This window comes from Streptomyces sp. NPDC060184 (genome assembly GCF_042728795.1).
In the GTDB taxonomy this organism is placed as follows: Bacteria; Actinomycetota; Actinomycetes; order Streptomycetales; family Streptomycetaceae; genus Streptomyces.
The window spans coordinates 54,209-78,969 of sequence record NZ_JBHWYX010000032.1; the positions used below are offsets into that span (position 1 = coordinate 54,209).

A 24,761-nucleotide genomic window follows, 5' to 3' on the forward strand; every position below is an offset into this window, starting at 1 on the left:
ACCGATGACGATCCGAGTGCTGGTGGCCGAGGACCAGTCGGCCGTGCGCGCGGGACTGGTGCTGATCCTGCGGAGCGCGCCGGACATCGAGGTGGCGGGCGAGGCGGCGGACGGCGAGGAGGCGGTACGGCTCGCCCGGGAGCTGCGCCCCGACGTCGTCCTGATGGACCTGTCGATGCCGCGCCTGGACGGCGTGGCGGCGACGGAGCGGCTGGTGTCCGAGGGGACGGCGGACGTGCTGGTGCTGACCACGTTCGACCTGGACAGCTACGTCTTCGGGGCGCTGCGGGCCGGGGCGTCGGGCTTTCTGCTCAAGAACACCGAGGCCCGCGACCTGCTGGAGGCGGTCCGCGCGGTCGCCCGGGGCGAGGGTCTGATCGCCCCCGCGGTGACGCGCCGGCTGATCGCGGAGTTCGCGGGGGCCACGGCTTCCGCGGCGCGCGGCGACGAGGCCGGCCGGGCAGCCGTCGAGGCGCTCACCCGGCGGGAACGGGAAGTGCTCGGATGCCTCGCGGCGGGCCTTTCCAACGCGGAGATCGCGGATCGGCTCTCGATGGCGGAGGCGACGGCGAAGACGCACGTCAGCAGGGTGCTGGCCAAGCTGGAGCTGCGCAGTCGCGCCCAGGCTGCCGTGCTGGCAAGGGAGTTGGGCCTGTGACGAGATCCACTACTGCCGAGTACTTCCCCTGGTCCAGACCTCTTGACGATTGGTCCAGACCTTCCTAGTCTCACCGCAACACACTGCGATGAGCGCGCACATGACAAAGCGTGTTCAGGGCGGCGCAGGGTCTGCAGTCCACGAACCACCCCCCGTTTGTCGGACCTCACCCGAGGAGCACCGTTGAGCACCGCAACCCCCGAACGCCGGACCAGATTCGGCTGGGCGCTCAGAAGAAGCGCCAGGACCAAGGCGATAGCGGGCTTCTCCGCGCTGTTGCTGCCGATCGCCGCGATGGTCGGCCTCGCCACTCCCGCGTCGGCGGCCACCTCGGCCACCGCCACCTACGTCAAGAAGACCGACTGGGGCACCGGCTTCGAGGGCCAGTGGACGGTGAAGAACACCGGCACCACCGCGCTCTCCTCGTGGACCATCGAGTGGGACTTCCCCTCCGGCACCTCGGTCACCTCCGCCTGGGACGCCACGGTCACCAGCTCCGGCACCCACTGGACCGCCAAGAACCTCGGCTGGAACGGCTCCCTCGCCGCCGGCGCGAGCATCAGCTTCGGCTTCAACGGCGCGGGCACCGGCTCCCCCAGCAGCTGCAAGCTGAACGGCGCCTCCTGTGACGGCGGCACCACCGTGCCCGGCAACAGCGCCCCGTCCGCCCCCGGCACGCCCACCGCGAGCGCCATCACCAACACCTCGGCGAAGCTCACCTGGACCGCCGCGACCGACGACGCGGGCATCAAGAACTACGACGTGCTGCGCGACGGGGCGAAGGTCGCCACCGTCACCACCACGACCTACACCGACAGCGCGCTGACGGCCGGCACCAGCTACTCGTACACCGTGCAGGCGCGCGACACCTCCGACGTGACCGGCCCGGTCTCCGGCGCCGTGAGCGTCACCACCACCGGCGGCGGCACCACCACCCCGCCCACCACGGGCAGCAAGATCAACCTCGGCTACTTCACCGAGTGGGGCGTCTACGGCCGCAACTACCACGTGAAGAACCTGGTCACCTCGGGCTCCGCCGAGCAGATCACGCACATCAACTACGCCTTCGGCAACGTCACCAACGGCCAGTGCGCCATCGGTGACTCCTACGCCGACTACGACAAGGCGTACACCGCCGACCAGGCCGTCGACGGGGTCGCCGACACCTGGGACCAGCCGCTGCGCGGCAACTTCAACCAGCTCCGCAAGCTGAAGGCCAAGTACCCGAACATCAAGGTCCTCTGGTCCTTCGGCGGCTGGACCTGGTCCGGCGGCTTCGCCCAGGCCGCGCAGAACCCGGCCGCGTTCGCCCAGTCCTGCTACAACCTGGTCGAGGACCCGCGCTGGGCCGATGTCTTCGACGGCATCGACATCGACTGGGAGTACCCCAACGGCTGCGGTCTGACCTGTGACACCAGCGGCCCGGCGGCCCTGAAGAACCTCACCTCCGCGCTGCGCACCAAGTTCGGCTCCTCCGCCCTGGTCACCGCCGCCATCACGGCGGACGGCTCGGCCGGCGGCAAGATCGACGCGGCCGACTACGCGGGCGCCTCGGCGAGCCTCAACTGGTACAACGTCATGACGTACGACTTCTTCGGCGCCTGGGCGAACACCGGCCCGACGGCCCCGCACTCGCCGCTGACCTCGTACTCCGGCATCCCGACGGCCGGCTTCACCAGCGCCGACGCCATCGCCAAGCTCAAGGCACAGGGCGTCCCGGCGTCCAAGCTGCTCCTCGGCATCGGCTTCTACGGACGCGGCTGGACCGGCGTCACCCAGGACGCGCCCGGCGGCACCGCCACCGGCGCGGCGGCCGGCACCTACGAGGCGGGCATCGAGGACTACAAGGTCCTGAAGACCAGCTGCCCGGCCACCGGCACCGTCGCCGGTACGGCCTACGCCCACTGCGGCACCAACTGGTGGAGCTACGACACCCCGGCCACCATCGCCTCGAAGATGGCGTGGGCGAAGAACCAGGGCCTGGGCGGCGCGTTCTTCTGGGAGTTCAGCGGTGACACCAGCAACGGTGAGCTCGTGAAGGCGATGGGCACCAACCTCAAGTAGCCCTCCCCCAGGGCTCCGGCCCTGAAGAGCACCACCCCCGAAAGCGCCGGGGAGACAGGTCCGCCCCCTGTCTCCCCGGTCTTTCGTCGTTCCCGGGGGCCGGTGCGCGGGGCGGGTGCGCGGGGCGGGTACGCGAGGCGTTGCGGGATGCGGTGCTCGTACGCGTACGGGCAAGGGCGGGGCCACCCCACCGCACACCGCAACCCGCAACCCGCAACCCGCAACCCGCACATCCTGCCGCGGCCCGCGCGCGTGGCCCGGACGACGGAAAAGGGCCGGGGTGGAATCACCCGGCCCTGCCCGGGACACATGGTCCCGCAGAAACGTTCACCGCGGGACGGCTCCCGCGAACGGCCTTTACGCCACGTTCACCCGCTGGCCGGGCGGCGCCGCCTCCAGCCACGCGAGGAACCCCGTCAGCGCGTCCTCGCTCATCGCCAGCTCCAGGCGGGTCCCCCGCAGGAGACAGCCGAGCACGACGGAGTCGGAGAGCAGCGCCAACTCCTCCTCGCCCTCGGGGAGCCGGCGGTCGACCACCTCGATGGCACCGCGCTCCAGGGCGCGGCGCGGACGCGGGGAGTAGGAGAACACCCGGAACCAGTCGACCCGGTCGCCGCTGTAGCGGGCGACTCCGTAGACCCAGCCCTTGCCGGTGGGGTCCGGTTCCGTGGACACGTCCCAGCGCAGACTGCAGTCGAAGGTCCCGCCCGAACGCTGGATGAGCCGGCGGCGCAGACCGAAGACGAAGAGTCCCACCAGGATCAGGACGAGGACGACTCCGCCCACCCACAACGCGAGGACCATCTCCACCGACCTCCTCGCATCGTCGAGTAACCAGAAAACGAACCGCACCCGCATCGCCTCAGCCGCGACACGGTCTGGATGATTCCAGCTCGGGCCGCGGCTGAGTAAAAACTTCTACCGCAGGGAGCGCTGACGCCCCCTCCGGGTCACACTGCCGGTCACGGCACTAGTGCGCCGACACCGCACGCAGTCGTACGTCCGCGCGTCGCTCGGCGGCGGCGTCCGTGTCCGACTTCGCCCGCTCCAGCGCGCGCTCGGCACGCTGGACGTCGATCTCGTCGGCCAGCTCGGCGATCTCGGCCAGCAGCGACAGCTTGTCGTCCGCGAACGAGATGAATCCACCGTGCACGGCGGCGACGACGGTGCCGCCGTCGCTCGTACGGATGGTCACCGGGCCCGATTCCAGCACACCGAGAAGCGGCTGGTGACCGGGCATGACGCCGATGTCGCCGGACGTGGTGCGCGCGACGACCAGGGTGGCCTCGCCGGACCAGACACTGCGGTCCGCGGCGACCAGCTCGACATGCAGCTCAGCAGCCATGGGTGGCTCCTCGGGTCACCACCCGGCGGTAGTTGCCGGGTGTTGGGTCAATTCTACGGGGCGTGGTGAGGGGGGTGGGACACGCCCACCCCCCTCGGTGAGCCGGAGGCTCAGGAGACGCCGAGCTCCTTGGCCTTGGACTTGAGGTCGTCCAGGCCACCGCACATGAAGAACGCCTGCTCGGGGAAGTGGTCGTACTCCCCGTCGCAGATCGCGTTGAACGCGGCGATCGACTCGTCGAGCGGAACGTCCGAACCGTCCAGGCCGGTGAACTGCTTGGCGGCGTGGGTGTTCTGCGACAGGAAGCGCTCGACGCGACGGGCACGGTGGACGACGAGCTTGTCCTCTTCGCCCAGCTCGTCGATACCGAGGATCGCGATGATGTCCTGGAGGTCCTTGTACTTCTGCAGGATTCCCTTGACGCGGCTGGCCGCCTCGTAGTGCTCCTGCGTGATGTAACGCGGGTCCAGGATGCGGGACGTGGAGTCCAGCGGGTCCACGGCCGGGTAGATGCCCTTCTCGGAGATCGGACGGGAGAGAACCGTCGTCGCGTCGAGGTGGGCGAACGTGGTGGCCGGGGCCGGGTCGGTCAGGTCGTCCGCGGGGACGTAGATCGCCTGCATCGAGGTGATCGAGTGACCACGCGTCGAGGTGATGCGCTCCTGGAGCACACCCATCTCGTCGGCCAGGGTCGGCTGGTAACCCACCGCGGACGGCATGCGGCCGAGCAGCGTGGAGACCTCGGAACCGGCCTGCGTGAAGCGGAAGATGTTGTCGATGAAGAGCAGCACGTCCTGCTTCTGCACATCGCGGAAGTACTCCGCCATGGTCAGGGCGGACAGCGCGACCCGCAGACGGGTGCCCGGCGGCTCGTCCATCTGGCCGAAGACCAGCGCGGTCTTGTCCAGAACGCCCGAGTCGGTCATCTCGTCGATGAGGTCGTTGCCCTCACGGGTGCGCTCGCCGACACCGGCGAACACCGACACACCGTCGTGCAGCTTCGCCACACGCATGATCATTTCCTGGATGAGGACCGTCTTGCCGACGCCCGCACCACCGAACAGACCGATCTTGCCGCCCTTGACGTACGGGGTCAGCAGGTCGACGACCTTCAGGCCGGTCTCGAACATCTCGGTCTTCGACTCGAGCTGGTCGAAGGCCGGGGCCTTGCGGTGGATCGGCCAGCGCTCGGTGATCTGCGCCTCGGCCTCCGGCTCGTTCAGGATCTGACCGAGGGTGTTGAAGACCTTGCCCTTGGTCACGTCACCGACGGGGACGGTGATGCCCGTGCCCGTGTCGGTCACCGGGGCCTGGCGGACCAGACCGTCGGTGGGCTGCATCGAGATCGCGCGGACCACGCCGTCGCCCAGGTGCTGGGCGACTTCGAGGGTCAGCGTCTTACGGGTGCCGGCCTCGGCCGGGTCGTCGACCTCGACGTGCAGCGCGTTGTAGATGTCCGGCATCGCGTCGACGGGGAACTCCACGTCGACGACCGGGCCGATGACCCGGGCGACGCGGCCCGTGGCAACGGCCGTCTCAACTGTGGTCGTCATTACTTGTCACTCCCCGCGGTCGCGTCGGCCAGCGCACTGGCTCCACCGACGATCTCGCTGATTTCCTGGGTGATTTCGGCCTGGCGGGCCGCGTTGGCAAGCCGGGAGAGGCTCTTGATGAGATCCCCGGCGTTGTCGGTGGCCGACTTCATCGCGCGGCGGCGGGCAGCGTGCTCGGAAGCAGCGGCCTGCAGCAGCGCGTTGTAGATGCGGCTCTCGACGTAGCGCGGCAGAAGGGCGTCGAGGACGTCCTCAGCCGACGGCTCGAAGTCGAACAGGGGAAGGATCTCCCCCTTCGTACCGTTCTCTTCCACGACCTTGTCGAGGGAGAGCGGCAGCATCCGGTCCTCGATGGCGTTCTGCGTCATCATCGACACGAATTCCGTGAAGACGATGTGCAGTTCGTCGACACCACCCTCGGCCGAGTCCTTGGAGATGGCCTCGATGAGGGGGGCGGCGACCGCCTTGGCGTCCGCGTACGACGGGTTGTCGGTGAAGCCCGTCCAGGACTCCGCGACGGTCCGCTCACGGAAGCCGTAGTAGGCGACACCCTTGCGGCCGACGATGTACGTGTCGACCTCCTTGCCCTCCGCGCCAAGACGCTCCCGGAGGCGCTCCGCCGCCTTGATGGCGTTGGAGGAGTAGCCGCCGGCCAGACCGCGGTCGCTCGTGAGGAGCAGGACCGCGGCCCGGGTCGGAGCCTCGACCTCGGTGGTGAGCGGGTGCTTGGTGGTGGAGCCGGTCGCCACCGCGGTCACCGCGCGGGTGAGCTCGGTGGCGTACGGCAGCGACGCCGCCACCTTGCGCTGCGCCTTGACGATGCGCGAGGCGGCGATCATCTCCATCGCCTTGGTGATCTTCTTGGTCGCGGTGACGGCTTGGATGCGGCGCTTGTAAACGCGAAGCTGAGCGCCCATCGATCAGCCCTCGCCCAGAAGCTTGCCGTCCGAGGTCTCGAACTGCTGCTTGAACGCGGCGATGGCGTCGGCGATCGACTGCAGCGTGTCGTCCGACATCTTGCCGCCCTCGACGATGCTGGTCAGGAGGTCCTTGCGCTCGCGGCGCAGGTAGTCCAGCAGCTCGCTCTCGAAGCGACGGATGTCCTCGACCGGGACGTCGTCCATCTTGCCGGTGGTGCCGGCCCAGACGGAGACGACCTGCTCCTCGACGGGGTACGGGGCGTACTGCGGCTGCTTCAGCAGCTCGACCATGCGCTTACCGCGCTCCAGCGACGCCTTGGAGGCCGCGTCCAGGTCGGAACCGAAGGCGGCGAACGCCTCCAGCTCGCGGTACTGGGCGAGGTCCACGCGCAGTCGGCCGGAGACCTGCTTCATGGCCTTGTGCTGGGCGGAGCCACCGACTCGGGAGACCGAGATACCGACGTTGAGCGCCGGACGCTGACCCGCGTTGAACAGGTCGGACTCCAGGAAGCACTGGCCGTCGGTGATGGAGATGACGTTGGTCGGGATGAACGCCGACACGTCGTTCGCCTTGGTCTCGACGATCGGCAGACCGGTCATCGAACCGGCACCCATCTCGTCGGAGAGCTTGGCGCAGCGCTCCAGCAGACGCGAGTGCAGGTAGAAGACGTCGCCCGGGTAGGCCTCGCGGCCCGGCGGACGGCGCAGCAGGAGGGACACGGCGCGGTAGGCGTCGGCCTGCTTCGAAAGGTCGTCGAAGACGATCAGGACGTGCTTGCCCTGGTACATCCAGTGCTGGCCGATGGCCGAACCGGTGTACGGCGCCAGGTACTTGAAGCCGGCCGGGTCGGACGCCGGGGCGGCGACGATGGTCGTGTACTCCAGCGCGCCGGCCTCTTCGAGGGCACCGCGCACCGAGGCGATGGTGGAGCCCTTCTGACCGATGGCGACGTAGATGCAGCGCACCTGCTTGTTCACGTCGCCCGAGCGCCAGTTGTCGCGCTGGTTGATGATCGTGTCGACGGCCAGAGCGGTCTTACCCGTCTGACGGTCGCCGATGATCAGCTGACGCTGGCCGCGGCCGATCGGCACCATCGCGTCGACGGCCTTGTAGCCGGTCTGCATGGGCTCGTGGACCGACTTGCGGACCATGACGCCCGGGGCCTGCAGCTCGAGGGCGCGTCGGCCGTCGGTCGCGATCTCGCCGAGACCGTCGATCGGGTTGCCGAGCGGGTCGACGACGCGGCCGAGGTAGCCCTCGCCGACGCCGACGGAGAGCACCTCACCGGTGCGCTGCACCGGCTGGCCCTCCTCGATTCCGCTGAACTCGCCGAGGACGATCGCACCGATCTCGCGCTCTTCGAGGTTGAGGGCGAGACCGAGGGTGCCGTCCTCGAACTTCAGCAGCTCGTTCGCCATGGCGGAGGGCAGGCCCTCCACCTTCGCGATGCCGTCGCCGGCAACGCTGACCGTACCGACCTCCTCGCGCGAGGCCGCGTCCGGCTGGTACGACTGGACAAAGTTCTCCAGTGCGTCCCGGATCTCCTCCGGCCGGATCGTGAGCTCCGCCATCTGGGTTCCCTGCTCTCCTTGTTGGGCCCGAAGTTTCTTAAGGGGGTCTGGGGGCCGACCCCCAGGAATCTTCTGCAGTTTCTGCACGGCCCAACCGGGCCGCAGGTGTTGCTCGTTACGTTGGGTGGCGAAGGCTGGCGTCAGCCGGCCATGCGACGGGTCGCCTCGTCGAGGCGGTCCGCGATGGTGCCGTTGATGACCTCGTCACCGACGCGCACCGAAACTCCGCCGAGGACCTCGGGGTCCACGTCCAGGTTCAGGTGCATCTGCCGGCCGTAGATCTTCGCCAGCGCCGCGCCGAGGCGCTGCTTCTGCGTGTCGGTCAGCGGCACCGCGGAGGTGACGATCGCGACGGTGCGGTCCCGGCGGTCCGCGGCGAGCTTGGACAGGGATTCGAGTCCCGCCTCCAGGCTACGTCCACGGGGCTGGGTGACCAGGCGCGTGACGAGGCGCTCGGTGACCGGCCGGCTCTTGCCGCCCAGGAGGCTGCGCAGCAGCGCACCCTTGGCAGCGGCACTCGCCGTACGGCTGGTGAGCGCGGAGCGCAGCGCCGTGTCGGAAGAGACGATCCGGCCGAACCGGAACAGCTCGTCCTCGACGTCGTCGAGCGCGCCCGACCGCTGGGCCGCGGTCAGGTCGGCGATGCTCGCCAGCTCCTCGACCGAGTCCACCAGGTCGCGCGACTGCGACCAGCGGGAACGGACCATGCCGGAGACCAGGTCCACGGCTTCGCCGCTCACCTGACCGCCGAGCAGCCGTGCCGCCAGTTCCGCCTTCGCCTGGCCGCTCTGCGACGGGTCGGTGAGAACCCGGCGCAGCGAGACCTCGCGCTGCAGCAGCGCGGTGACGGAGGCCAGCTCGTCGGCGAGCTTCGACGCGTCGACCGACGTGCTGTCGGTCAGCGCGTCGAGGCGCTCTCGTGCGGCAGCCAGTGCCTCACGGCTCGCGCTGTTCATCGGACGGCCTCGGCCTTCGCCTCAAGCTCGTCGAGGAACCGGTCGACGGTGCCGCTCTGCCGGGCGTGGTCCTCGAGGGACTCGCCGACGAGCTTGCCGGCCAGGTCGGTGGCGAGCTTGCCCACGTCCTGGCGGAGCGCGGCGGACGCCGCCTTGCGGTCGGCCTCGATCTGGGCGTGACCGGCAGCGATGATCTCCTCGCGCTGCCGCTGTCCTTCCGCCTTCATCTCCTGGATGATGACGGCACCCTGCTCCTGCGCCTCCTGGCGCAGTCGAGCGGCCTCGTGACGCGCTTCGGCGAGCTGAGCCTTGTACTGCTCAAGAACGCTCTGCGCCTCGGTCTGGGCCGCATCGGCCTTCTCGATACCGCCTTCGATGGCCTCACGACGCTCTTCCAGAACCTTGTTGATGTTCGGGAGGAGCTTCTTGGCGAGGAAGCCGAAGACGATGACGAAGGCGATGAGGCCGATGACGAGCTCGGGAATCGGCGGGATGAGGGGGTTTTCCGCCTCAGCCGCGACCGTAAGCAGCTGGCTCATATCAGTGCCTTTCGTCGGTATGGACTAGTCGCGGTTCGTCTAGTAGACGAACGGCATGACCAGACCGATGAGGGCGAGCGCCTCACAGAAGGCGAAGCCGAGGATCTGGTTGGCGCGGATCAGACCGGCAGCCTCGGGCTGACGGGCGAGAGCCTGGGTGCCGTTACCGAAGATGATGCCGACGCCGACGCCGGGGCCGATGGCAGCAAGGCCGTAACCGACGGAGCCGAGGTCACCAGTGACGGCAGCAAGGGTCTGGGACATGCCAGTTCTTCCTTCTCTTAACGGACCGGTGGGGGTTGGCCACCGGACGAATATGGTCGATCGAGGGGGCTCGGATCAGTGGTGCTTGGCGAGCGCGCCCTGGATGAAGGTGCAGGTCAGCAGGACGAAGACGTACGCCTGCACGGCCTGGATGAAGAGCTCGAAGGCGGTCATCACGATGACCATCACGAACGAGACGCCGGCGTAGGCGATCCCGATGCCGTTGAGCAGGTACCAGCTGGCGATCGTGAAGAGCAGCAGCAGCGTGTGGCCCGCGAACATGTTCGCGAAGAGTCGCACGGCGTGCGTGAACGGACGCACCAGCAGGTTGGAGAAGAGCTCGATGAAGGCGGCGAGGTAGGCCACCGGACCGAGGGACTTGTCGAAGCCGGTGAAGTTCTTGAAGGCTCCGACGAACCCGTGCTTCTTGAAGGTCAGGCCGACCCACAGCACGTAGACGATCGCGGCGAGTACAGCGGGGTACGCGATGATCGACGTGACCGGGAACTGGGCGACGGGGATGATCGACCAGAGGTTCATCATCCACACGAAGAAGAACAGCGAGACGACGAGGGGAACGTACTTCTCGCCCTCGCGCTTGCCGATGGTCTCGTGCACGACACCGCGGCGGATGAAGTCGTAACCCATCTCGGCGACGGACTGCAGCTTGCCGGGGACGATCTTGGGCTTGTTGAACGCGGCCCAGAAGAAACCGACGATGATGACCGAGCCAAGCAGGGCCAGCAGCATCGGCTTGTTGAAGTACAGGTTGCTGTCCGCGTCGCCCCAGAGGGGCTCGAACAGGAACGAGTGCAGGCCGGGTGCCGGGAAACCACAACCGTCAAAGATGTGGCAATCGGTCTCGAAGGCGAGCACCTGTGTCGGGTCAGCACTCACCGCGGGCTCCTTCAGCGTGGCGCATAGGTACGGCAACCTCGTTGTGTCGGCGCGGCGCGCAGCCGCGGTTCGGCACTGGACTGGTGTTTCGGATGTGAGAGCGGCAGTCAGGCATGTGAGCCTCGCGATCGGGCAGGCGTCAGCTCACATGCCCGCGCCCGCAGTGCCGCAGTTGGAACCGGACGATAGCAGGGTCCGGATCGGGCATTTATTCCGCCCCTACCCTTCACGTCGGGGAGCCGGTCTTTTCGGGCTTTTCAGCCGTGCGGGACTCGGGTTCGACGTAGAGGATCTTGGCCTTCATGTACGCACGCGCCTGGGCACCGATCCATACGAGGGTGAGCGCGACCAGCGAGATCGCGAACGCCTTCGGGTTGAACGCGGTCGTGTTCTTGAATGCGGCGACGAAGATCACCATCAGCAGAAGCTGAGCGGTGTACAGCATCAGCCCCATCATCTGGAACAGATGCGGGAGGGACCGGGCGGTCCGCTGCAGGACGACGAGTCCGAGCCCCATGAAGAAGAGCGAGACCACCGTCCCGACGAGCGCACCGAGGGCTCCCTTGCCGCCCGCCACGCCCGCACTCACGGCTACGGCGATCACGCCGGCGGCAGCGGTGGGCAGGGCGGTCTGAAGGAGGGTCCGGGCGTCGTTGGTCGGCATGGCGGCAGCTCCGCTTGCTTGGGGTGGGCAAATGGTGTCGTCATGGACGAGCGTAGGCCCGGTCCGAGTCGATGCCTCGGGCCAATGGACCGACGTACTGGGGTCCTTCGGCTCTGTCACCGGGTCTCGTGAACGGTATCACAAACTATTTGATGAGGTCTTTACCTCAAACGTGTGCCAACTGTCACACGTGAGGACTAGTCGCCCGCGTGGCGCGTGACAGTCTGACGACTTGTCTGGTAAGGGTCGCCGAGTCCGAAAGGTCAACGCGAGGAGTTGGCCTTGCGCCGATCGGAAAACCGCGAACGAGTGCCGATCGCGGTCGCTCCGTTGACGCCGGAGACGCCCACCGCGACCCGTACGCCCTCGGACTCCTCGTCCGCGAGGTGCGAGCCGTGGGCCTCCGGAGCGGTCGCTCCCGCCTCGGGCAGCTCCTCGTGGGGGCCCTCGGGGAGAACGACCCGCCGACGGCGGCGATAGCGGGGCGGCACCAGGGAGTTGGCCCAGCGCGGGGCGCGCGGCGTGAAGCGCGGCAGCAGGAGCAGCACCAGTCCGACGGCGCTGAGGAAGACGATCACCAGCACGATCCACATCGACGCCGAGTGCACCGAGTACCCGACGGCGCCGAAGGCGATCAGCGCCGACCAGAAGTACATGATCAGCACGGACCGGCTGTGCGAGTGGCCGATCTCCAGCAGCCGGTGGTGCAGGTGGCCGCGGTCCGCGGCGAACGGCGACTGGCCGTTCCAGGTGCGCCGCACGATGGCGAGGACGAGGTCGGCGGCGGGGATCGCGATGATCGTCAGCGGCAGCAGCAGCGGGATGAAGACGGGCAGCATCGCGTGGGTGGCCTGCCGCTCGCTCCCCTCGAAGAGCTTCATCGCGTCCGGGTCGACCTGCCCGGTCACCGAGATCGCTCCGGCGGCGAGCACCAGGCCGATCAGCATCGAACCGGAGTCGCCCATGAAGATCCGGGCCGGGTGCATGTTGTGCGGCAGGAAGCCCAGGCACATGCCCATGAGGATCGCGGCGAAGAGCGTGGCGGGGGCGGCGGCCTCGATGCCGTACCCGTACCAGAGGCGGTAGGTGTACAGGAAGAACGCGGCGGCGGCGATGCAGACCATGCCGGCGGCGAGGCCGTCCAGGCCGTCGACGAAGTTCACCGCGTTGATCGTGATGACCACCAGGGCGACCGTGAGCAGGGTGCCCTGCCAGGGGGTGAGCGCCACCGTCCCGACGCCGGGGATGGGCAGCCAGAGGATCGTCAGACCCTGCATGACCATGACGGCCGCGGCGATCATCTGGCCGCCGAGCTTGATCAGGGCGTCGATCTCGAACTTGTCGTCCAGGACGCCGATCAGCCAGATCAGCGCGGCCCCCGAGAGCAGCGCCCTCGGCTCGTTGGAGAGCTCGAAGACCCCGCCGAGGTTGAACAGGTGCGAGGCGACGATCAGCCCGGCGCACAGTCCGCCGAACATGGCGATGCCACCGAGCCGCGGTGTCGGTTCCCGGTGCACGTCGCGCGCGCGGATCGCGGGCATGGCCCCGATCGCGATGGCGAACTTCCGCACCGGTCCGGTCAGCAGATAGGTCACTGCAGCCGCGACACACAGCGTCAGCAGGTAATCACGCACGGGCTGCCCCACAGATTTCGCCGGCCATCTCAGCCCCACACCCTAGCCCCACGAGCAAGGACATCAGGGAACGGGTGACGGTTCCACAGGTTCCGCCTACCCGTGAAAGGGCGGATGCCGCTCGGTGAATCCTCGCACCTCGGCCCGGATACGATCATGGTCGGCCCCGTCCCGGACCGCGTCGGCGAGCAGGACGGCGATCCGGGCCATGTCGGCCTCGTCCATGCCCTGGGTGGTGACCGCAGCCGTGCCCAGCCGGATGCCCCGGCCGTGGCCCTCCGTGAGGGCGGCGGATCCCGCGTGCGGCAGCGCGCACGTGTCCAGGACCACTCCCGCGGCGGCGAGACGGTCGCGGGCGGTCCGCCCGTCGACGCCCAGCGGCGCCGGGTCGGCCAGCACCAGGTGGGTGTCGGTGCCGCCGGTCGCCACCTCGAACCCCTCCGCCTCCAGCGCGGCGGCGAGCACCCGGGCGTTGGCGACGACCCGGTGCGCGTACATCGCGTACGCGGGCGTCGCCGCCTCCCCGAACGCGACGGCCTTCGCGGCGATGGTGTGCATCTGCGCCCCGCCCTGGGTGAACGGGAAGACCGCGCGGTCGATCCGTCCGGCCAGCTCCGCCCGGCAGAGCAGCATCCCGCCGCGCGGCCCGCGGAGCACCTTGTGCGTGGTGGCGCAGACCACGTCGGCGTACGGCACCGGGTTCGGCGCCGCTCCCCCGGCGATCAGCCCCATCGGGTGCGCCGCGTCGACGATGAGGCGGGCGCCGACCTCGTCGGCGATCTCGCGGAAGAGCGCGTAGTCGGGGTGGCGGGGGTAGGAGATCGAGCCGCAGACGATCGCCTTGGGCCGGCGGGCGCGGGCCAGGGCGCGGACCCGGTCGTAGTCGATCAGCCCGGTGTCCGGGTCGACGCCGTAGCCGGTGAAGTCGAACCAGCGCCCGGAGAAGTTGGCGGGCGACCCGTGCGTGAGGTGGCCGCCGGAGGTCAGGCCCATGGCCAGCACGGCGTCGCCGGGGCGCAGCAGGGCCGCGTAGGCGGCGAGCACGGCGGAGGAGCCGGAGTGCGGCTGGACGTTGGCGTGCTCGGCGCCGAAGAGGGCGGTGGCGCGGGAGACCGCGATGCGTTCGGCGGCGTCCGCGTGGTCGCAGCCGCCGTGGTGCCGGGCGCCCGGGTAGCCCTCTGCGTACTTGTCGGCGAGCGGCGAGGCGAGCGCGGCGAGGACGGCGGGCGAATGGAAGTTCTCGGCGGCGATCAGCTGGAGCGAGCCGGCCTGCCGGAAGGCCTCGTCCCGGAGCACCTCGGCGATCTCCGGGTCGGTCCGCGGCAGCGGGCCGAGGTCCCACCGCGGAGCGGCGGGCGGCAGGGGTGCGGTGGGGGTGCTGACCGGCATCTGACGGCTCCGGGCCTGGAGGAGTGCGGTGGGGGCTTCGCATCCAATGTAGGCCGGTGGGCGCCCGTACGCCCGCCGCGAAAGGGCCGGTGGGGCCGGTCGGCGCAAGGGCGGACGCCCCCGGCCCACGTACGTCCCGGGCGCGCGTCCCGGGGTGCGTCTCAGTGGTGTGCGGGTACGCCGGTGAGCGCGGTGACGACCGGGTCGAGCGCCTGGTTGATCTCGTCCCCGATCGAGCGGAAGAAGGTGATCGGGGCGCCGTACGGGTCGTACACCTCGTCGGCGTCGGCGGTCGGGGCCAGCAGCCAGCCGCGCAGCGCGGCGGCGGCGCGCACCAGGGCGCGGGCGCGCTCGACCACGCCCTCGTCGTGGGCGTCCGGCAGGGTGGCGGGGTCTATGGCCCGCACGAGCCGGGTGAACTCCTTCAGGGTGAAGGTGCGCAGGCCCGCGGAGTGGCCCATCGAGATGACCTGCGCGCGGTGGTCGCGGGTCGCGGTGAGCACCAGGTCGGCACGGATCACGTGCTCGTCGAGGAGCTCGCGGCCGACGAAGCCGGTGGCGTCCGCGCCGAAGTCGGCGAGGACGATCTCGGCGTTCGCCTCCATGGGGGCGCCTTCGTGCCCCCAGGTGCCGGCGCTCTCCACGATGAGGCCGCCCTGGAGCGGATCGCCGAGGCGGTCCACCAGGGCATGGCGGGTCAGCCGCTCGGTGATGGGCGAGCGGCAGACGTTGCCGGTGCTGACGTGGAGAATGCGGAAGTGGTCGGTCTGCCCCGCTATGCCACGCCCCTCAGGGGCGGTCAATTGGCCACCTCAAGGTCGGGGACCACCTTGCGCAGTTCCTCGACGGAAAGGGCGCCGGCGCGCAGCAGGACCGGGACCTTGCCGGTGACGTCGACGATGGACGACGGGACGTTGCCCGGGGTGGGGCCGCCGTCGAGGTAGACGGAGACGGAGTCCCCGAGCATCTCCTGGGCGGCGTCGCAGGTCTCCGGGGACGGGTGGCCGGTGAGGTTGGCGCTGGAGACGCCCATCGGGCCGACCTCGGTGAGGAGTTCGATGGCGACCGGGTGCAGCGGCATCCGGACGGCGACGGTGCCGCGGGTGTCGCCGAGGTCCCACTGGAGCGACGGCTGGTGCTTGGCGACGAGGGTGAGGGCGCCCGGCCAGAAGGCGTCGACGAGCTCCCACGCCTGCTCGGAGAAGTCGGTGACCAGGCCGTGCAGCGTGTTCGGGGAGCCGATGAGGACCGGGGTGGGCATGTTGCGCCCGCGGCCCTTGGCGTCCAGCAGGTCCGCGACGGCCTCCCGGGAGAAGGCGTCCGCCCCGATGCCGTACACGGTGTCGGTGGGCAGCACGACCAGTTCGCCGCGACGGACCGCCGAGGCGGCTTCACGCAGCCCGGTCGTACGGTCGGTCGCGTCGTTGCAGTCGTATCGCCGTGCCATCAGCCGGCCTCCTCAAGCGTGTACGGGTGAAGGTGGTGCGGGGGGTGCGGGCAGGGGGTCGCCGCCGCGGTCACGGCATGGCCTTGCGGGCGGTGGCGAACCGCGGCCGGTTGTTGAGGTCCGGGTGGTCGGCCGCGTCGGCCCAGCCGCGTTCCTCGGTGAAGATCCAGGGGACCTGGCCGCCCTGGGTGTCGGCGTGCTCGATGACGACGAGGCCGCCGGGGCGGAGCAGGCGGTGCGCGGTGCGCTCGATGCCGCGGATGGTGTCGAGGCCGTCCTCGCCGGAGAAGAGCGCCATCTGCGGGTCGTGGTCGCGGGCCTCGGGCGCGACGTACTCCCACTCGGTGAGCGGGATGTACGGCGGGTTGGAGATCACCAGGTCGACCTGGCCGTCGAGCTCGGGAAGGGCGCTCAGGGCGTCTCCGCGGTGCACGGTGACCCTGGACCCCTCGGCGTTCTTCCTGGTCCATGTGAGGGCGTCCTCGGACAGCTCCACGGCGTGCACGCGCGAGCGCGGCACCTCCTGGGCCATGGCGAGGGCGATGGCGCCGGAGCCGGTGCAGAGGTCGACGATGAGCGGCTCGACGACGTCCATGGCGCGGACCGCGTCTATGGCCCAGCCGACGACCGACTCGGTCTCCGGGCGCGGCACGAACACCCCGGGGCCGACCTGGAGCTCCAGGTAGCGGAAGAAGGCGCGGCCGGTGATGTGCTGGAGGGGTTCGCGGTTCTCGCGGCGCGCGATGGTCTCCCAGTAGCGCGCGTCGAAGTCCGCGTCCGGCACCCGGTGCAGTTCGCCCCGCTTGACTCCGTGGACGAAGGCCGCGAGCTCCTCGGCATCGAATCGCGGCGAAGGGACACCGGCGTCGGCCAGCCGCTGGGTGGCCTGGGCCACCTCGGCGAGCAGCAGGTTCATCGCGGATCTCCGTACGGGTTCACGGGCGGGGCGGGCGGGATCAGGCGTTGGCGAGCTTGGCGGCGGAGTCGGCGTCGACGCACGCCTGGATCACCGCGTCGAGGTCCCCGTCGAGGACCTGGTCCAAGTTGTACGCCTTGAAGCCGACGCGGTGGTCCGAGATCCGGTTTTCCGGGAAGTTGTACGTGCGGATCTTCTCGGAGCGGTCGACGGTGCGCACCTGGCTGCGGCGTACGTCGGAGGCTTCCTGCTCGGCGGCTTCCTGGGCGGCGGCGAGCAGCCGGGACCGCAGGATGCGCATGGCCTGCTCCTTGTTCTGGAGCTGGCTCTTCTCGTTCTGGCAGGAGGCGACGACGCCGGTCGGCAGGTGCGTGATGCGGACGGCCGAGTCGGTCGTGTTGACCGACTGGCCGCCGGGGCCGGAGGACCGGTACACGTCGATGCGCAGGTCGTTGGCGTGGATCTCGACGTCGACCTCCTCGGCCTCGGGGGTCACGAGGACGCCGGCGGCGGAGGTGTGGATGCGGCCCTGGGACTCGGTGGAGGGCACGCGCTGCACTCGGTGCACGCCGCCCTCGTACTTCATCCGGGCCCAGACGCCCTGGCCGGGCTCGGTGGCGCCGTTGCCGCCCTTGGTCTTCACGGCGACCTGAACGTCCTTGTAGCCGCCGAGCTCGGACTCGGTGGAGTCGATGATCTCGGTCTTCCACCCGATGCGCTCGGCGTAGCGGAGGTACATGCGGAGCAGGTCACCGGCGAACAGGGCCGACTCGTCGCCGCCCGCACCCGCCTTGATCTCCAGGAGCACGTCCTTGTCGTCGCTCGGGTCGCGCGGAACGAGAAGGAGGCGCAGGTGCTCGGTGAGCTCCTCGCGCTGCTTCTCCAGCTCCTTGACCTCGGCGGCGAAGTCGGGGTCGTCGGCGGCGAACTCGCGTGCGGTCACGATGTCGTCACCGGTCCGCTTCCAGGACCGGTACGTGGAGACGATCGGGGTCAGCTCCGCGTAGCGCTTGTTGAGCTTGCGCGCGTTGGCCTGATCCGCGTGGACCGACGGGTCGGCGAGCTTCTTCTCGAGATCGGCGTGTTCGCCGATCAGTTCCTCGACCGCCTCGAACATCTTCGGGCTCCTGGGTGGGGGTGACTTCTACGGGCCTGCTGGAGGAAGGTGCCGGTCGGGTCCCCGGGTCGCCCCAGGACCCGACCGGAAAAAACGCCGGTTCCCGCCGCCCCCGAAAGGGCGCCCGAGAACCGGCGCTGTGGCTCGCTACTTGGCGGCGGAGCCTGCACCCTTGCCGAAGCGGGCCTCGAAGCGGGCCACACGGCCGCCGGTGTCGAGGATCTTCTGCTTGCCCGTGTAGAACGGGTGGCACTCGGAGCAGACGTCGGCACGGATGGTGCCGTTGTCGATGGTGCTCCGGGTGGTGAACGACGCGCCACAGGTGCAGCTGACCTGCGTCTCGACGTACGTGGGGTGAATGTCGCGCTTCAAGGTGTCTCCTAGTTTCGGGAGGGCTCCGGGTCGTCCGCGCGGATTGCGCGTCCGTGAACCGGGGCCGACGTACCAGTCTGCCAGGACCGGCCGTATCTCCCAAAACGGGGGTTCGGGCCGGTCTATTCCCGGCGGACCGGCCGGGGTGCGGGGGCGGTGTCCCGGCCGGAGCCGTCAGCGCACGACGGCGCTCGCGGATCCCTTGTCGCCGGCCGAGTCCGCGGTGGCGGAGGCGGGGATCGCGGTGTCGGCGCGGAGCGCCTTCCAGACCTCCTGCGCGTCCTTCTCCAGCGGGACGACCCGGTTGGGGTCCGCAGGGTCGTACTGGACGGGCAGGGTGACCATGTCGACGTCGTTGGCGTCGAGGCCCTTGAGTCCGTTCGCGAATCCGGTGAGCTTGGTGACCGAGGCGAGGTCGGAGTCGGTGGTGATGGCCTTGGTGGCGGTGTTCGCCAGTCCGAACAGTTTGGCGGGGTTGGTGAACACGCCCACCGACTTGACCTGCTTCATCAGCGCCTTCACGAACGCCTGCTGGAGCTGGATGCGGCCGAGGTCGCTGCCGTCGCCGACGCTCTTGCGGGTACGGACGAGGCCGAGGGCCTGTTCGCCGTCGAGGGTGTGCGTGCCGGGGGCGAGGTCGAGGTGGCTGCCGGGGTCGTCGATCGCCTCACTGGTGGTGATCTCGACACCGCCCAGCTGGTCGACGAGCTTCTTGAAGCCGGTGAAGTCGACCTCGACGTAGTGGTCCATGCGGATGCCGGACATCGCTTCGACGGTCTTCACCGTGCAGGCCGGACCGCCCACCTGGTAGGCCGAGTTGAACATCTGGCCGGTGGCCGCGGGGGCCTGCTGCCCGGTGTCGGGGTCGGTGCAGGCGGGCCGGTCGACGATCGTGTCGCGCGGGATCGAGACGACGCTCGCCGACGTGTGGCCCTTGTTGACGTGCACGACCATCGCGGTGTCCGAACGGGCGCCGCCCTGGTCCTTGCCGTACTCGGCGTTGGCGCCGGAGCGGGAGTCCGAGCCGAGCACCAGGATGTCCTCGGAGCCGTTGTCGACGTTGTCGGGGCGGTCCGTGCCGAGGGCGGCGTCGATGTCGACGCCCTTGAGGTTCCCGTCGAGCGCGAAGTACGCGTAGGCGAGGCCCGATCCGCCGAGGACCACGACCCCGGCCGCCGTCCAGGCCACCACCGTCTTCACCCGGCGGCGGCGCGAAGGCTTTCTGCGCCGGCTGCCGGTGCCGCGTATGCGGCCCGTACCTCTGCTCTGCTCGCTCATGGTGTGACCTCGTTCCAGGTTCCCCGCTGCTCCCTGCTCCCCCCTGCCGGTGTGGTCCCGGCACGGTCGGGTCGTCTCTCGGTTGGACGCCGAAGCACCAAGAAGGTTGTCACAACGCCCTGTGACCACCGTACGGCCGAACGGGTGGCGGGCGGACCTGGAGAACTGCCGGTGACACCGCGCTCACCTGCGGTTTCCTTCCCTCTGCACGTTTCCGGGCACCCCGGGACGATCACTCTGGGTGTGGCGAAGGTCTCGGACGGGCCCGGTGCGCGCCACGGGCGTGCCCCGGGTACGACGAAGCCGCCCCCGTCGCGGGTGCGACGGGGGCGGCTCTGTCGAACTGCGGTGCGGACGTCAGTCGTTGCCGTTGCCCGGCGACGGCGTCGTCTTCTGGATCTGGAGCAGGAACTCCGCGTTGGACTGGGTCTTCTTCATCCGGTCCAGCAGGAGCTCGATCGCCTGCTGCTGGTCGAGCGCGTGGAGCACGCGGCGCAGCTTCCAGGTGATGGCCAGCTCGTCGCTGCCCAGCAGGATCTCTTCCTTGCGGGTGCTGGACGCGTCGACGTCGACGGCCGGGAAGATGCGCTTGTCCGAGAGCTTCCGGTCGAGCTTGAGCTCCATGTTGCCGGTGCCCTTGAACTCCTCGAAGATCACCTCGTCCATGCGCGAGCCGGTCTCGACGAGCGCGGTGGCCAGGATGGTCAGCGAGCCGCCGTCCTCGATGTTGCGCGCGGCACCGAAGAAGCGCTTCGGCGGGTACAGCGCGGTCGAGTCGACACCACCGGACAGGATGCGGCCGGAGGCCGGCGCCGCGAGGTTGTACGCGCGGCCCAGGCGGGTGATCGAGTCGAGCAGGACGACCACGTCGTGACCCAGCTCGACCAGGCGCTTGGCCCGCTCGATGGCCAGTTCGGCGACGGTGGTGTGGTCCTCGGCGGGACGGTCGAAGGTCGAGGAGATGACCTCGCCCTTCACCGACCGCTGCATGTCGGTGACCTCTTCCGGACGCTCGTCCACGAGGACGACCATCAGGTGGCACTCGGGGCTGTTGACCGTGATCGCGTTGGCGATGGCCTGGAGGATCATGGTCTTACCGGTCTTCGGCGGGGCCACGATCAGTCCGCGCTGACCCTTGCCGATCGGCGCGACCAGGTCGATGATCCGCGTCGTCAGGACGTTGGAGTCGGTCTCCAGGCGGAGCCGGTCCTGCGGGTACAGCGGCGTCAGCTTCTGGAACTCCGGGCGTCCGCGGCCGGATTCGGGCGCCATGCCGTTGACGGTGTCGAGGCGCACGAGGGCGTTGAACTTCTCGCGGCGCTCGCCGTCCTTGGGCTGGCGCACGGCGCCGGTGACGTGGTCACCCTTGCGCAGGCCGTTCTTGCGGACCTGGGCGAGCGAGACGTAGACGTCGTTCGGGCCCGGGAGGTAGCCGGAGGTCCGGATGAACGCGTAGTTGTCGAGGATGTCCAGGATGCCCGCGACGGGGATCAGGACGTCGTCGTCGGCGACCTGCACGTCGCTCTGGAACTCGTCGCGGCCCCGACGGCCCCGGCGGTCGCGGTAGCGGCCACGACGGCCGCGGCGGCCACCCTCGTCGTCGAAGTCGTCCTGCGGACCGTTGTCACGGTGCTGCTGGCCCTGGCCGCCGCCCTGACCCTGGGTCTGACCCTGGCCCTGACGCTGCGACTGGCCCTGGCCCTGGCGCTGCTGGCCCTGGTCGTCGCCCTTGCCCCGGCGGTCGCGCTGACGGTCGCGGCGGTCACCGCGGTCGCCGCGGTCACCGCGCTGGCGGTCCTGGCGGTCGCCGCGACGGCCCTCGGCGGTGTCGGCGGCCGACTCGGCGCGGGCGTCGCCCTTCGCCTCGGCGCGGTCGTCCTGCTTGGCCTCGGCGGCGCGGTCGTCCTGCTTCGGCTCGGCCTTGACCTCGGGGGCACCGGCCTGCGCGGTGGCGCGGCGCCGGCGGCGCTCGCCCGCGGGCTGGTCGTCGCTGGCGGGCTGGCCGGGGATGTCGATCTGCTGCTGGGCAGCCGGCTTCTCGGCCGGGGCGGCGGCCTCGTCGCCCGTGCGCGCCTTGGAGGTGGCGCGGCGCTTGGGCTTGCTCTCCGCGTCCGTCCCGGCGGCGGGCGCCTTGGCGGCGGCCTTGGCGGCGGGGGCCTTACCGGCCTGCGCCTCCTTGATGACCTCGATCAGCTGGCTCTTGCGCATGCGCGCGGTGCCCCTGATGCCGAGGCCGGACGCGACCTGCTGCAGCTCGGCCAGGACCATGCCGTCAAGGCCGGTGCCGGAGCGGCGGCGCCGTGCGGTGGTGCCAGTGGCAGCACCTTCGGCGGGCGCGGCGCTGTCGACGCTCTTGTCGGCAGTCACGCCCATCAGATCGGTGGTGTCGCTCACGAAGGGTCCTTCCCTGGAGCGGACGTCGGCCTTCTGGCTCGGCGACCGGTTGTGCTGTCCGGCATTCGGTATGTGATCTTGTTCGATCGCGGACCGGGCCGGGGCGGTGGTCCGCCGGGTGCGGCGGAGAGATGAACGTGCGGGGTCCGACGCGAGCTCCCCCTGCTCGGCCCACTCATGGACGAACGTGGGGTGTCGTGCCGGTTCCGGAGCGTGCTCGAAACTGCTCAGACAGGCTGATCAGGCAGTTGGGGAGGCTCCCGGAAGAAAGGTGGTCCCTGAAGGGGACACGAGGCAACGCGTCGCAGGGACGTCGATTGCCGACTTGAGATTAACACTACCGGCTCCAACAAATATTCCCCCTCTCCGTCACCGGCAATCCCTCTGCTTACGGTGCGAGCGGCAGCACGCACGCGCCGGGACCGTCGAGCGCCAGCCGGTTCGCGGCCCATCCCTCACCCGCGAGCCGGGCCACCTTGTCGGCGGCGCCTTCCTCCGTGAGGGCGAGAACCGTGGGCCCGGCGCCGGAGATGACGGCGGGGACGCCGTCGGCGCGCAGCCGGTGCACCAGTTCGAGGCTCTCCGGCATCGCCGGGCCCCGGTATTCCTGGTGGAGCCGGTCCTCGGTGGCGGCCAGCAGCAGCTCGGGGCGCCGGGTCAGCGCCTCCACGAGCAGCGCGGCGCGGCCGGCGTTGGCGGCGGCGTCGACGTGCGGGACCTGGCGGGGCAGCAGTCCGCGGGCGGTCTCGGTGAGCACCGGCTTGCCCGGTACGAAGACCACCGGCACGACCGGGGCGGCCGGGTCCATCCGGATCGCGCGGGCCGCTCCGCCGTCCATCCACGCGAGGGTGAATCCGCCGAGGAGGCAGGCGGCGACGTTGTCGGGGTGGCCCTCGATCTCGGTGGCCAGCTCCAGCAGCGCGGCGTCGTCGAGACGGGCCTCGCCCCCGGTGGTCACGGCGCGGGCGGCGACGATGCCGGCGCAGATGGCGGCGGATGAGGAGCCGAGGCCGCGACCGTGCGGGATGCGGTTGGCGCAGACGATCTCCAGCCCGCGCGGCTGCCCGCCGAGCAGGTCGAAGGCGGTGCGCATGGCGCGTACGAGCAGGTGCGACTCGTCGCGGGGCAGGGTGTCGGCGCCCTCACCGGCGATGTCGATGTGCAGGCCGGAGTCGGCGACCCGGACGACCACGTCGTCGTAGAGGCCCAGCGACAGGCCGAGGGCGTCGAAGCCCGGGCCCAGGTTGGCGCTGGTGGCGGGGACGCGCACCCTGACGGCGGCGGCTCGGAACGCGGGACCGGCCATCGGCTGGTGGACTCCTTGGGGCGGGGATGCGGTGCGTGCGGGTGACTCTGCGGCGGCGGGGTGGTGACACGGGAGTCCGGTCGGCCGGAACGCGACGTCCGGGCGGCGGTGCTCCGGTGGTGGACCCCACGGCCACCGCACGGCGACCGGGACAGGGCCGTGTGACGACGCTGCCGATCACGTACAGCTTATCGAAGGAAGGTTCTGTGGCGACATAGGGCGCATGGGAGGCGCACGATGCGTGTCGCACGCATCCCTTGCGCTCTCCGCCCTGGAAAAGGGGGTTGGGGACGATCTGCCCGATCTGCACCGCACCGCCCGGGGGCGTTTCGCCGGCCGGGCGGTGCGGTGTCGTACGGGCGGGGCGGGCAACACGCCCGGCCCCGAAGGCTCATGGCCTCAGATCAGACCGAGCTTCTCCGCCGCGGCGGCGGCGTCGACCGGGACGGTGACGGGCTGCGGTGCGCCCGCGACGGCCCAGTCGGGGTCCTTGAGGCCGTTGCCGGTGACGGTGCAGACGATCCGCTGGCCGGGGTCGACCTTGCCCTCTTCGGCGGCCTTGAGCAGACCGGCGACGGAAGCGGCCGAGGCGGGCTCCACGAAGACGCCCTCCTGCGCGGCCAACAGGCGGTAGGCGGACAGGATTTGACGGTCCGTCACCTCGTCGATGAAGCCGCCGGACTCGTCCCGGGCGGCCAGGGCGTAGTTCCAGGAGGCCGGGTTGCCGATCCGGATCGCGGTGGCGATCGTCGCCGGGTCCTTGACGACCTCGCCGCGCACGATGGGCGCGGAGCCGGAGGCCTGGAAGCCCCACATGCGCGGCCGGTGGGTGGCCATGGCGTCACCGGCGTACTCGGTGTAGCCCTTCCAGTAGGCCGTGATGTTGCCCGCGTTGCCGACCGGCAGGACGTGGATGTCCGGGGCGTCGCCGAGCGCGTCGACGATCTCGAACGCGGCGGTCTTCTGGCCCTCGATACGGACCGGGTTGACCGAATTGACCAGCGCCACCGGGTAGTTGTCGGAGAGCGAGCGGGCCAGCGTCAGGCAGTCGTCGAAGTTGCCGTCGACCTGCAGGATCTTGGCGCCGTGCACGAGCGCCTGGCCCATCTTGCCGAGCGCGATCTTGCCGCGCGGCACGAGGACGGCGCAGACCATCCCGGCGCGCACCGCGTACGCGGCGGCGGAGGCGGAGGTGTTGCCGGTGGAGGCGCAGATGACGGCCTGCGCGCCCTCCTCCTTGGCCCGGGTGATGGCCATGGTCATGCCGCGGTCCTTGAACGAACCGGTGGGGTTGGCGCCCTCGACCTTGAGGTGCACCTCGCAACCCGTGCGCTCGGACAGGACCTGCGCCGGGACGAGCGGCGTACCGCCCTCACGGAGCGAGACGACCGGCGTCGTGCTCGTGACCGGGAGACGGTCCCGGTACTCCTCGATGATGCCGCGCCACTGGTGGGTGCCCTTGCTGGTCATGGGTCC

Annotated in this window: 23 protein-coding genes; 2 read left to right on the top strand and 21 right to left on the bottom strand. The window is 70.1% G+C overall.

The window, feature by feature from the left end; genetic code table 11:
* Positions 1–4: 4 nt before the first annotated feature.
* Both ACFWEE_RS21485 and ACFWEE_RS21490 read left to right on the top strand, forming a co-directional pair.
* The gene (locus tag ACFWEE_RS21485; RefSeq protein ID WP_386891230.1) at positions 5–658 is read left to right on the top strand and encodes a response regulator; all 654 of its coding nucleotides are present in this window, start codon (positions 5–7) and stop codon (positions 656–658) included.
* 183 nt (positions 659–841) lie between these two features.
* The gene (locus ACFWEE_RS21490) at positions 842–2,722 is read left to right on the top strand and encodes a glycosyl hydrolase family 18 protein (protein ID WP_386891232.1); all 1,881 of its coding nucleotides are present in this window, start codon (positions 842–844) and stop codon (positions 2,720–2,722) included.
* A 357-nt stretch (positions 2,723–3,079) separates the two neighbouring features.
* Here ACFWEE_RS21490 and ACFWEE_RS21495 read toward each other — a convergent pair whose 3' ends face one another.
* From ACFWEE_RS21495 to thrC, 21 genes are all read right to left on the bottom strand, one after another.
* Positions 3,080–3,526, bottom strand: a complete 447-nt coding sequence (locus tag ACFWEE_RS21495; RefSeq protein ID WP_386891234.1) for a DUF2550 domain-containing protein — start codon at positions 3,524–3,526, stop codon at positions 3,080–3,082.
* 166 nt (positions 3,527–3,692) lie between these two features.
* Positions 3,693–4,067 (bottom strand): F0F1 ATP synthase subunit epsilon, encoded by a 375-nt coding sequence (locus tag ACFWEE_RS21500; protein ID WP_266709153.1) that lies wholly within the window; start codon positions 4,065–4,067, stop codon positions 3,693–3,695.
* A 110-nt stretch (positions 4,068–4,177) separates the two neighbouring features.
* The gene (gene atpD, locus ACFWEE_RS21505) at positions 4,178–5,620 is read right to left on the bottom strand and encodes a F0F1 ATP synthase subunit beta (protein WP_386891236.1); all 1,443 of its coding nucleotides are present in this window, start codon (positions 5,618–5,620) and stop codon (positions 4,178–4,180) included.
* The gene (locus tag ACFWEE_RS21510) at positions 5,620–6,537 is read right to left on the bottom strand and encodes a F0F1 ATP synthase subunit gamma (RefSeq protein ID WP_327177999.1); all 918 of its coding nucleotides are present in this window, start codon (positions 6,535–6,537) and stop codon (positions 5,620–5,622) included. The genes atpD and ACFWEE_RS21510 overlap by 1 nt, the downstream gene beginning before the upstream one ends.
* Before the next feature lie 3 nt (positions 6,538–6,540).
* Positions 6,541–8,112, bottom strand: coding sequence for a F0F1 ATP synthase subunit alpha (gene atpA, locus ACFWEE_RS21515; protein ID WP_386891238.1), 1,572 nt, complete (start codon positions 8,110–8,112; stop codon positions 6,541–6,543).
* Positions 8,113–8,252: 140 nt separating this feature from the next.
* Entirely contained in the window at positions 8,253–9,068 is an 816-nt protein-coding gene (locus ACFWEE_RS21520) for a F0F1 ATP synthase subunit delta (protein WP_386891240.1), read from the bottom strand.
* The gene (locus ACFWEE_RS21525; RefSeq protein WP_386891241.1) at positions 9,065–9,607 is read right to left on the bottom strand and encodes a F0F1 ATP synthase subunit B; all 543 of its coding nucleotides are present in this window, start codon (positions 9,605–9,607) and stop codon (positions 9,065–9,067) included. The genes ACFWEE_RS21520 and ACFWEE_RS21525 overlap by 4 nt, the downstream gene beginning before the upstream one ends.
* Before the next feature lie 39 nt (positions 9,608–9,646).
* The gene (gene atpE / locus ACFWEE_RS21530) at positions 9,647–9,871 is read right to left on the bottom strand and encodes an ATP synthase F0 subunit C (protein ID WP_018521144.1); all 225 of its coding nucleotides are present in this window, start codon (positions 9,869–9,871) and stop codon (positions 9,647–9,649) included.
* A gap of 75 nt (positions 9,872–9,946) precedes the next feature.
* Positions 9,947–10,783 carry a F0F1 ATP synthase subunit A gene (atpB, locus tag ACFWEE_RS21535; protein WP_386891279.1) on the bottom strand — a complete coding sequence of 279 codons (837 nt, stop codon included), beginning with the start codon at positions 10,781–10,783 and terminating at the stop codon, positions 9,947–9,949.
* 211 nt (positions 10,784–10,994) lie between these two features.
* Positions 10,995–11,432, bottom strand: coding sequence for a hypothetical protein (locus tag ACFWEE_RS21540; protein WP_386891243.1), 438 nt, complete (start codon positions 11,430–11,432; stop codon positions 10,995–10,997).
* Positions 11,433–11,695: 263 nt separating this feature from the next.
* A complete protein-coding gene (locus tag ACFWEE_RS21545; RefSeq protein ID WP_386891245.1) occupies positions 11,696–13,078 on the bottom strand; it encodes an MraY family glycosyltransferase in 1,383 nt (460 codons plus the stop codon).
* Positions 13,079–13,162: 84 nt separating this feature from the next.
* Positions 13,163–14,455, bottom strand: coding sequence for a serine hydroxymethyltransferase (gene glyA / locus ACFWEE_RS21550; RefSeq protein WP_386891247.1), 1,293 nt, complete (start codon positions 14,453–14,455; stop codon positions 13,163–13,165).
* 161 nt (positions 14,456–14,616) lie between these two features.
* The gene (locus ACFWEE_RS21555; protein ID WP_266709134.1) at positions 14,617–15,258 is read right to left on the bottom strand and encodes a protein-tyrosine-phosphatase; all 642 of its coding nucleotides are present in this window, start codon (positions 15,256–15,258) and stop codon (positions 14,617–14,619) included.
* Positions 15,255–15,902, bottom strand: coding sequence for an L-threonylcarbamoyladenylate synthase (locus ACFWEE_RS21560; RefSeq protein WP_386891249.1), 648 nt, complete (start codon positions 15,900–15,902; stop codon positions 15,255–15,257). The genes ACFWEE_RS21555 and ACFWEE_RS21560 overlap by 4 nt, the downstream gene beginning before the upstream one ends.
* Before the next feature lie 70 nt (positions 15,903–15,972).
* Positions 15,973–16,818, bottom strand: coding sequence for a peptide chain release factor N(5)-glutamine methyltransferase (gene prmC / locus ACFWEE_RS21565; protein WP_266709130.1), 846 nt, complete (start codon positions 16,816–16,818; stop codon positions 15,973–15,975).
* 40 nt (positions 16,819–16,858) lie between these two features.
* Positions 16,859–17,935 (bottom strand): peptide chain release factor 1, encoded by a 1,077-nt coding sequence (gene prfA, locus ACFWEE_RS21570; RefSeq protein WP_386891251.1) that lies wholly within the window; start codon positions 17,933–17,935, stop codon positions 16,859–16,861.
* A gap of 147 nt (positions 17,936–18,082) precedes the next feature.
* On the bottom strand, positions 18,083–18,307 hold the full coding sequence (gene rpmE / locus ACFWEE_RS21575) for a 50S ribosomal protein L31 (protein WP_327177988.1): 225 nt from the start codon (positions 18,305–18,307) through the stop codon (positions 18,083–18,085).
* 174 nt (positions 18,308–18,481) lie between these two features.
* The gene (locus tag ACFWEE_RS21580) at positions 18,482–19,585 is read right to left on the bottom strand and encodes an LCP family protein (RefSeq protein ID WP_386891254.1); all 1,104 of its coding nucleotides are present in this window, start codon (positions 19,583–19,585) and stop codon (positions 18,482–18,484) included.
* A gap of 357 nt (positions 19,586–19,942) precedes the next feature.
* Complete coding sequence (gene rho / locus ACFWEE_RS21585) at positions 19,943–21,979, bottom strand: transcription termination factor Rho (protein ID WP_386891255.1); 2,037 nt, start codon at positions 21,977–21,979, stop codon at positions 19,943–19,945.
* 388 nt (positions 21,980–22,367) lie between these two features.
* Complete coding sequence (thrB, locus tag ACFWEE_RS21590; protein WP_327177985.1) at positions 22,368–23,285, bottom strand: homoserine kinase; 918 nt, start codon at positions 23,283–23,285, stop codon at positions 22,368–22,370.
* A gap of 399 nt (positions 23,286–23,684) precedes the next feature.
* A complete protein-coding gene (gene thrC / locus ACFWEE_RS21595; RefSeq protein WP_386891256.1) occupies positions 23,685–24,755 on the bottom strand; it encodes a threonine synthase in 1,071 nt (356 codons plus the stop codon).
* Positions 24,756–24,761 lie beyond the last annotated feature (6 nt).

Coding starts and splice junctions, on each gene's coding strand:
- ACFWEE_RS21485 (WP_386891230.1), top strand. CDS start 5: ATGACGATCCGAGTGCTGGTGGCCGAGGACCAGTCGGCCGTGCGCGCG.
- ACFWEE_RS21495 (WP_386891234.1), bottom strand. CDS start 3,526: ATGGTCCTCGCGTTGTGGGTGGGCGGAGTCGTCCTCGTCCTGATCCTG.
- ACFWEE_RS21500 (WP_266709153.1), bottom strand. CDS start 4,067: ATGGCTGCTGAGCTGCATGTCGAGCTGGTCGCCGCGGACCGCAGTGTC.
- atpD (WP_386891236.1), bottom strand. CDS start 5,620: ATGACGACCACAGTTGAGACGGCCGTTGCCACGGGCCGCGTCGCCCGG.
- ACFWEE_RS21510 (WP_327177999.1), bottom strand. CDS start 6,537: ATGGGCGCTCAGCTTCGCGTTTACAAGCGCCGCATCCAAGCCGTCACC.
- atpA (WP_386891238.1), bottom strand. CDS start 8,112: ATGGCGGAGCTCACGATCCGGCCGGAGGAGATCCGGGACGCACTGGAG.
- ACFWEE_RS21520 (WP_386891240.1), bottom strand. CDS start 9,068: ATGAACAGCGCGAGCCGTGAGGCACTGGCTGCCGCACGAGAGCGCCTC.
- ACFWEE_RS21525 (WP_386891241.1), bottom strand. CDS start 9,607: ATGAGCCAGCTGCTTACGGTCGCGGCTGAGGCGGAAAACCCCCTCATC.
- atpE (WP_018521144.1), bottom strand. CDS start 9,871: ATGTCCCAGACCCTTGCTGCCGTCACTGGTGACCTCGGCTCCGTCGGT.
- ACFWEE_RS21540 (WP_386891243.1), bottom strand. CDS start 11,432: ATGCCGACCAACGACGCCCGGACCCTCCTTCAGACCGCCCTGCCCACC.
- glyA (WP_386891247.1), bottom strand. CDS start 14,455: ATGCCGGTCAGCACCCCCACCGCACCCCTGCCGCCCGCCGCTCCGCGG.
- ACFWEE_RS21560 (WP_386891249.1), bottom strand. CDS start 15,902: ATGGCACGGCGATACGACTGCAACGACGCGACCGACCGTACGACCGGG.
- prmC (WP_266709130.1), bottom strand. CDS start 16,818: ATGAACCTGCTGCTCGCCGAGGTGGCCCAGGCCACCCAGCGGCTGGCC.
- prfA (WP_386891251.1), bottom strand. CDS start 17,935: ATGTTCGAGGCGGTCGAGGAACTGATCGGCGAACACGCCGATCTCGAG.
- ACFWEE_RS21580 (WP_386891254.1), bottom strand. CDS start 19,585: ATGAGCGAGCAGAGCAGAGGTACGGGCCGCATACGCGGCACCGGCAGC.
- thrB (WP_327177985.1), bottom strand. CDS start 23,285: ATGGCCGGTCCCGCGTTCCGAGCCGCCGCCGTCAGGGTGCGCGTCCCC.
- thrC (WP_386891256.1), bottom strand. CDS start 24,755: ATGACCAGCAAGGGCACCCACCAGTGGCGCGGCATCATCGAGGAGTAC.